Origin of the sequence: Xanthovirga aplysinae (assembly GCF_009711365.1) — a bacterium.
GTDB lineage: Bacteria > Bacteroidota > Bacteroidia > Cytophagales > Cyclobacteriaceae > Xanthovirga > Xanthovirga aplysinae.
In genome coordinates, this window is the sequence record NZ_SMMB01001046.1 from 1 (window position 1) to 7,002 (window position 7,002).

At 34.5% G+C, this 7,002-nt stretch carries 7 protein-coding genes; all 7 read right to left on the reverse strand.

Features of this window, described 5'->3' with window-relative positions; genetic code table 11:
- Positions 1 to 687, reverse strand: a 687-nt coding sequence (locus E1171_RS11295) for a phage integrase N-terminal SAM-like domain-containing protein (protein ID WP_187696403.1), incomplete at its 3' end; no start/stop codon positions are given.
- 761 nt (positions 688 to 1,448) lie between these two features.
- The gene (locus E1171_RS11300; RefSeq protein WP_155206114.1) at positions 1,449 to 1,868 is read right to left on the reverse strand and encodes a hypothetical protein; all 420 of its coding nucleotides are present in this window, start codon (positions 1,866 to 1,868) and stop codon (positions 1,449 to 1,451) included.
- Positions 1,865 to 2,401 (reverse strand): SRPBCC family protein, encoded by a 537-nt coding sequence (locus E1171_RS11305; protein WP_155206115.1) that lies wholly within the window; start codon positions 2,399 to 2,401, stop codon positions 1,865 to 1,867. Before E1171_RS11305 ends, E1171_RS11300 begins: the two co-directional genes overlap by 4 nt.
- An 82-nt stretch (positions 2,402 to 2,483) precedes the next feature.
- Positions 2,484 to 3,308 (reverse strand): RNA polymerase sigma factor, encoded by an 825-nt coding sequence (locus tag E1171_RS11310; RefSeq protein WP_155206116.1) that lies wholly within the window; start codon positions 3,306 to 3,308, stop codon positions 2,484 to 2,486.
- 468 nt (positions 3,309 to 3,776) lie between these two features.
- Positions 3,777 to 4,355 carry a dihydrofolate reductase family protein gene (locus E1171_RS11315; protein ID WP_155206117.1) on the reverse strand — a complete coding sequence of 193 codons (579 nt, stop codon included), beginning with the start codon at positions 4,353 to 4,355 and terminating at the stop codon, positions 3,777 to 3,779.
- 154 nt (positions 4,356 to 4,509) lie between these two features.
- A complete protein-coding gene (locus tag E1171_RS11320) occupies positions 4,510 to 5,316 on the reverse strand; it encodes an RNA polymerase sigma factor (protein WP_155206118.1) in 807 nt (268 codons plus the stop codon).
- 201 nt (positions 5,317 to 5,517) lie between these two features.
- A partial coding sequence (locus E1171_RS11325) for a DUF4493 domain-containing protein (protein ID WP_155206119.1) occupies positions 5,518 to 7,002 on the reverse strand: 1,485 nt, incomplete at its 5' end.

The window sequence follows — 7,002 nt, forward strand, 5'->3', positions numbered from 1 at the left end:
CAGTCCCAAAATGCATTTATGTTTAATATTGGGCAAATTATTCAACATACCGGAGACCTCTTTTTGACTAAGCACAATGGGCAGATTTACCTTCTTTCGAGGTCTTTCAATGGCATAGAAACGATTTGGCATTCCTAAAACCATTTCGTAATAAAATTTAATGGCATTAATTGCTTGGTGTATATAGGCTTCAGATTTATTGGCTTTCACTAAATATCCTAAATAATACCTAATATCATTCTCATTGAGTTTTAGGAGCTCATGGGTTTTAAAATAATTCATGAAAGCTTCAAAATGGGAAATGTAACTTTTGGCAGTGGAAAGAGAATACTTCTTAATTTCGAGCTTTAGGAAATAGGCTTCGGGACATACTTTATGATGTGCAGGTAGTTTACGCTTTCTGAACCATTCAATGCTCAAAGGTTTATTATTATTTTTTAAAGTGCCGTTTTTAAAAAAATAGTTGGTGTTTACCCAGGCTACTCCTTTAAATTTCTGAAAAACTATGTTTAAGTTGGGGGCATTGTTTTTTATATACACCATTCCATATTTCCTTGACCATTTTGGAGAGGGAAGCTCTTTAATTAAGGCCTGAATAATCTTGTCAGGATAAAATTGAATACCAATTTTTTTCTGACCATTAATCAGAAGGTGTTTTAAGGTAATATGTTTGGTAGGGTCCTTCATCAGTTTGGATTAAGTTAAATCACTACAAGAAGACCCGCAAATTTAAAAGTATATTTATACGTACATTAAACGTGTAATCCACGACTATGATGATATGCCCTGAATGAGGGAAAGAAATTACAGAACGGACAAATAAAAAGTTTTGGTTGTAACAAGGTACAATAGTTATTAGATCATGGATTGGTAATATGATTGGCCCAATTGATTTCTATTGGTGGCTTTAGAGTACCAATGGTTTGTTAATGCAAGCTCCTTTATACATTCTAAATCTTTATATTTTAAACTAAATAACTTACAACGGCTCCCCCTTTTTCTACCATCCAACCCACGCCAGCAACAGGAGTATTTTCACAGGGGGGTTACAAAAACCATTTCTAACGTTCCGTCTATCCTCGTTCGACCTCCTACACTTTAATTAACCACATACCATAAAACGCATTGGAATGACTCCTCCTTACTCTTGATCAAAAGTATTCAGGGAAAGGAAATGGGCCTTAGTTAACATCTAATGACTTTCTGAATCTCTAAAATAAGATGAATAGGGAATTACAAAATAATTTTCTTTTTTCACTAAAACATTTTCGATCTTTCAATCCACCTTACACCGTTAATAAAAAAATAGGTGATTGGGAATTCATCAAACTCAAAATCTTGTTCTTTCCCATTAAATTGGCCTTCCAAAAAACTCACTAAAATTGGAAAAACTCCAGGGAGAAGAAATCTCAAAAATTACTACAATTCATTTTTTGTTCCTTTATTAATTACCTCCTTGGTAAAACAGTATAACACATAGAGATTAAAGGACATACCACAGCATACATAATCAAAGTGAATCCTGTTTCTAGTACTACAAAATCCTCAAGGGAGGTCATCACATGCTTAGCCGCTATTACACAAACTCCAAAGCTGAACCCAAGGGGAAAGGCCAAGGAAAATAATTTAAGTGTTCTCCGCAAAAAAGAATCTTGTAGAAATAGTGTGGAACAAATGTACGGCCAGAACACCCCCTGAATAAATAGGGACCCAAAAGCAAAGAGCAACGCTATGTTTTCTCTATGCATATTCAATGCGTCATACTCTTCTTTGAATATTTTAAATTTAAAAGTGAACCCAATTATTAAGGTGGGAATAACAAAGGATAAGAAAGCCAAAATATGCCTTATAAATGGTACCTCTTTCATACTACCTGACCCTTTTCAATTAACCTTTTTAAATCTTGCAATAACACCTTGTTGGTTTTACCCATTTTGGGTTTCATCATCAGTTTTACCAATAACCTTTTGAAAATATTTGAGGGTCTATAGTATTGTTCAAATTGAACCTCGGTAATTTGGCAATCAATCGATTTGGTGGTAAAACCGAAAACAAATTCATTCATTATATTTTTCATGCCAAGATTATCCTCTTTCATTTTCCAGAAGATTTCACTTGTTGGCTTATAGATGATCGTTTCTTCTTTTACTTTTCCAATCTTATTTCCCATTTGCAACTCACAATTTCTAACTGCACCCAGGTATTCCTTTCCGGCAGTTGTATGTTTTACAAAAGACCTTCCCCATATAGCCATGTTTGAGGAATCATTTAATATTTTCCAAACGCCCTGCAAAGAACTATGGATGGTAATTTTCCAGGACCCGATTTTTTCCAAATTGTTAAGAATTGCACTCCTATCCATACTAGTCTGAGACTTACTATAAACCCTTTGGTTTTCCATTCCTAAATTGTTTTTATGTACTTACTTTTTATTAGACAATTTAACCTAATCAATTGGACGGGATTTATTATTTTTTTTTGTTTTACTCATTGGTGGCTATCTCTACCCATTTTGGATTGTTCTTCAATAGATAGGTGTGAAAAATAGAGTTAGTAGAATTAAGGGGATCTATTCCTTTAACAATATCAATTCTAAGATTAAGGAGGTATTCTTTATTAGGATGATCCTTTTGTTTGGCCATTTTTATTTCATTGGCCTTTATGTGAGCTTCTTGTTCAGGATTTAAAATTCCTTTAATTGTTGTGCATTCATGGCAAGTACCCGTCTTCTTGATCAGTGAACATCTATTATTAAAAATACGATGCATATGTTTCCTCCCATCCGCCAAGGCATGTTTGGCCTTACCTTCTGACAATTTGGTAATACTCATGATCTCTTTCAAGCTAAATCCATACACTTCTTTGAGTAATAAACATATTTGTTGGCTTAAAAGCAGTGTTTTGCTGATACAGTTAAAGCAATAATTTATATGTTCTCTTATTTCAAAATTGTGGGAGGGTTGCCTGTAAAAAACCTCTTTCATTCTACAAAATAACTCTTCTGATCGCAGATGTAATGCTGCACCTAGCTGTTGGGTGTTTTCTGGCCATCTTTTTTTTCCGGCTAAATGGTTCTTGCACAAATTGACCGCAATACTAAACACCCATGTTTTTAAGGTTGAATTTCCCTGGAAAGTATATAGCTTGGTATAGGCTTTTAAATAGGTATCCTGCACCAAGTCTTCGGTGTCCTCCTTGTTTGTAACCAGCCTGAATACAAAGGATGTCAATTCCTTAATCAGGGAAAGAAAGGCTTCATGAAAGTCCTTTTCAGTTATAATTTGGGAATTATTATGTCCTTGTTCCATTTTTTAGTTTTAAAACTTGTGGCCTCTTAAAATTACCCAACCCTATCCCTTAGACAAATAAAGCTTTAGATTCGGACGAATTTTAACGAAATATTTTAATCTTAAGAATTCATAGCAGCATATCCCCATAAATATTCTTTTCACGAAAGAGGAAATAAGTTTAGCATCAATGGAAATTTGCAAGTGTACCAAACTCACTTATACCTTGCTAAAAGTCATGTACCACTCTTTATAAAGGAAATGGCCTGAACACTCTTCACAACCTAGTTTATACCATTCCTTTAAAAGAAATACAATCTTTTTTCTTCTCTTTCAATACTTCCATGAATTAAATGAATCCCCAAATCCCTATTAATTGATGAAGTAATTAAGAGCATGTTTAAATAGAAATTAAATTAAGAAAAACCCCTTGAAGTAGTCTATTAAAGGGTTTTTCTTGGAGACAAAGTCAGGCCGCTTAAAACCTTCCTAATCACGTCCATAAATGCTCATACCTACCCCGTTGGAAGTTGATGCTGATTTTAGAAGTGTAAGATTCTTCGGTGGGAGCCCTTGTTGAAATAAACGCTTACCTTCTCCAAGGATTAGGGGAAAAGTCCATAGTCGATACTCATCTACCAAATCAAACTTTAAGAGGGTTTGGATCAACTGCCAACTACCATGAACTTGCAACAGGGGCCCATCTTGGGATTTAAGTCCAGCCACCTGCTTTGCTATATCCCCTCTAATTGGAAAAGAATTTTGCCAATCCAATTTTTTCAGAGTGTTTGTTGCTACATATTTGGTAGCGTCATTTAGTAAATTGCCCTCCGACTCTACTTTTAAATTTGAAAAATGAGGAGCAAAGAGCTCATAAGTCTTTCTACCAAGTAACAAGTCGTAAGGTTCAGCCATTGCTTCTTCTCTTACTTGCGCCATTACTTTATCCCAATATGGATCAGCCCATCCCCCCTGTTCAAAACCATTAGATTTATCTTCCTCTGGTTCTTTAGGTGCTTGCATTACCCCATCAAGGGTTTGAAAAGTTAAAATCGCTAGTTTTCTCATAGTCGTCCTTCTTGTTTAGTTTAGATCTTTACTTACAAAGTGATAGGCATCGATGATTTTGCCTTATCTCCTTTTTAATAGAATCATTATTTTAATTTGGTTATCTAAAACTTGGACGAATGACTAAGCAAAAACGGACGAAATATTCATTTTTTTATTTTACCTGTTTAGCCTTTTGAGATTTTGCCCAATCTGGACAATTTTCCAAGAAGTAATTATGTAGGTCAGTTCCCTCAGCATGGAGAGGATCAATCGATTTAACCAATTGTAATCTAAGGCTCAGCAGTTTCTCATAATTTTTATTATGAGCTTCTTTTACCATTTTAAATTTATTAATTTCTATTTGGGCTTTTTGTTCGGGATTAAATTTATCATTAAGCTCCGTACACTGGTGACAAATCCCTTTTTTATTAATTAAAGCACAACGCTTTTCAAAAATTCGACTCATTTCTTTTCGAGCGTCAGCTATTGCATGTTTTACTTTTCCTTTAGTTAGACCGGTAATCAGTATTATTTCTTTTACCTTAAAATTATAAACCTCTTTAAGTAGTAAGCAAAGTTGCTGGGTAAGAAGAAGGGTTTTGTTAATACAGGAGAAACAGAAATTGATATGCTCACGAATAACAAACCTTCCATGTTCAGAAACCTGGGAAACCTCTAATTGCTTTTGAAGTAAATGATCATTTTCCAGATGCAGCTTTCTTGCAAGGTCTTGCCAATCCTTTCCCCATCTTTGCCTTGCTCTTACATTATCTCTTAGCAAATTAAGGGCAATGGAAAAAACCCAAGTTTTAAAGGAAGATTTTTCTTGGAATGAATTTAGATTTTTAAATGCCTTCAGGTAGGTGTCTTGCGCAATATCCTCTGCCTCTTCCCTATGAGTGACTATTCGATAAATAAATGATTTTAACTCCCCCTGGAACTTAATAAATTCTTGTTTGTACCTTTCTGACTTTCCCATAGAAAAAGCTATTCCAAACCAAAAACATTGGTAAAATATACAATAATATTTTGTTAAGACTTGCCTCCCAGGCTTTAAAAAAGGTGAGCTTAAAATAAAATTAATAAACTTTTAATTAGTTTTAACTTTTCCTTAATACTTATCTGAAGTATTTATTATTTAAGGTAAAAAAAGGTCCCTTGTTAAATAAGGGACCTTTTCCTAAATTTCTTCAACCTCTACAGAGGGATAAAAAGAACTCCCATCAACTCTAATTATGTAAATACCTTCTTCTTTTTCAAAAGAGAAAGCACCAAGTTCCCTACTGGCATGTGACTGGGGATTATTTCGGTTGACCCAATGGACATTAATCCAATATCCATTGGGACTGTTTACATAAGCATGGGGTTGGTTATTCCCTAAAGAAAAAATTACTTCAGAATTAGTAGCTTTTTGCAATAGGCTTAAGGAATAATCAATAGGTTCCATATTACCTTGCCAATCTTTAAATGTATTTAAATAGGCCTCTGTATATTCCACTCCTACATTGGCGCTTTGCACCACACAACTAATTGAAACCTCTCTTTTCTGGTTTGGAATTATCACGAAAGGATCAGAACTCCCACCATATTTTGCCTTCGTTTCATCAAATGTAATAGAAGGAAGGTCATCTCTTGTATCTGTAACCACCACATAATAGGTCCCTTCTTCAAGATCAAGATCGGTTGGGACCTGAGTAGCCTGCCCAAAACTTTCTATTAGTTGATCCCTATCATTAAAAATACTGACTTCAAAATCATTCAGGTCAATTCCAACAATTGGTAAATTTATTTGTAGAGATAAAATACCTGGTTCTGGCTCTCTTACTAAGGGACAATAAATAGAAAACGAGCGTAACTCATCTTTTTTGATTTCAAAAGGAGTTGGATCACTCTCATAGTAGTAGGGCTCCAGATCTTGCCCTGAATGAGCAATAACATAATAATCGCCAACTTCAAGATTTATCTCATCTGGAACTTCACTAAAACGCTCAAAAGTTTCTATAACTTCATCGTCGTTATTATAGATAGTAACTGCAAAGTTTTCAGTATTAACGGTCCTCTCCGTGTAAAGACCTATGCTTAACTGTCCGGTACCTTTCTCCTCTTCTCTAAGTAAACATGGAACCTCTATATTCACCAACTCCCCTCCTATTACTTCAAATTCAATAGGATCACTTTCATAGTAATTAGGTTTCAGATCTTGACCAGAGTGTGCAATAATATAATAGCTTCCCTCTTCAAGGCTTACTTCCTCAGGAATTTCACTAAAACGTTCAAAGTTTTTTATTACTTCACTATTGGTATTGTAAATGGTAACTACAAAATTTTCAGTATTAACCATAGGATCAGTAACAAGGCTAATACCTAATCTTCCTTCACTGTTGGACTCTTCTTTAAGCTTACAGAGAACTTCTAAATAGAGAATTCCCCCTTCTTCAACTTTAAATTCTACATGGTCACTTTCATAAGAATTAGGTGCCAGATCTTGACCAGATTGCGCAATAATATAATAATTTCCTACTTCAAGGCTTACTTCATCTGGGATTTCAGTGAAAGGTTCAAAAGTTTCTATAATTTCATCAGTCGAATTGTAGATGATAACTTTAAAATTCTCGGTATCTACATTTCCACTTTCCGTATAAAGACTAATTTTTATTTTGCCTTT

Excerpts from the sequence above, each read along its gene's own strand:
- E1171_RS11315 (WP_155206117.1), bottom strand. The coding sequence starts at position 4,355 with ATGAGAAAACTAGCGATTTTAACTTTTCAAACCCTTGATGGGGTAATG.
- E1171_RS11305 (WP_155206115.1), bottom strand. The coding sequence starts at position 2,401 with ATGGAAAACCAAAGGGTTTATAGTAAGTCTCAGACTAGTATGGATAGG.
- E1171_RS11320 (WP_155206118.1), bottom strand. The coding sequence starts at position 5,316 with ATGGGAAAGTCAGAAAGGTACAAACAAGAATTTATTAAGTTCCAGGGG.
- E1171_RS11300 (WP_155206114.1), bottom strand. The coding sequence starts at position 1,868 with ATGAAAGAGGTACCATTTATAAGGCATATTTTGGCTTTCTTATCCTTT.
- E1171_RS11310 (WP_155206116.1), bottom strand. The coding sequence starts at position 3,308 with ATGGAACAAGGACATAATAATTCCCAAATTATAACTGAAAAGGACTTT.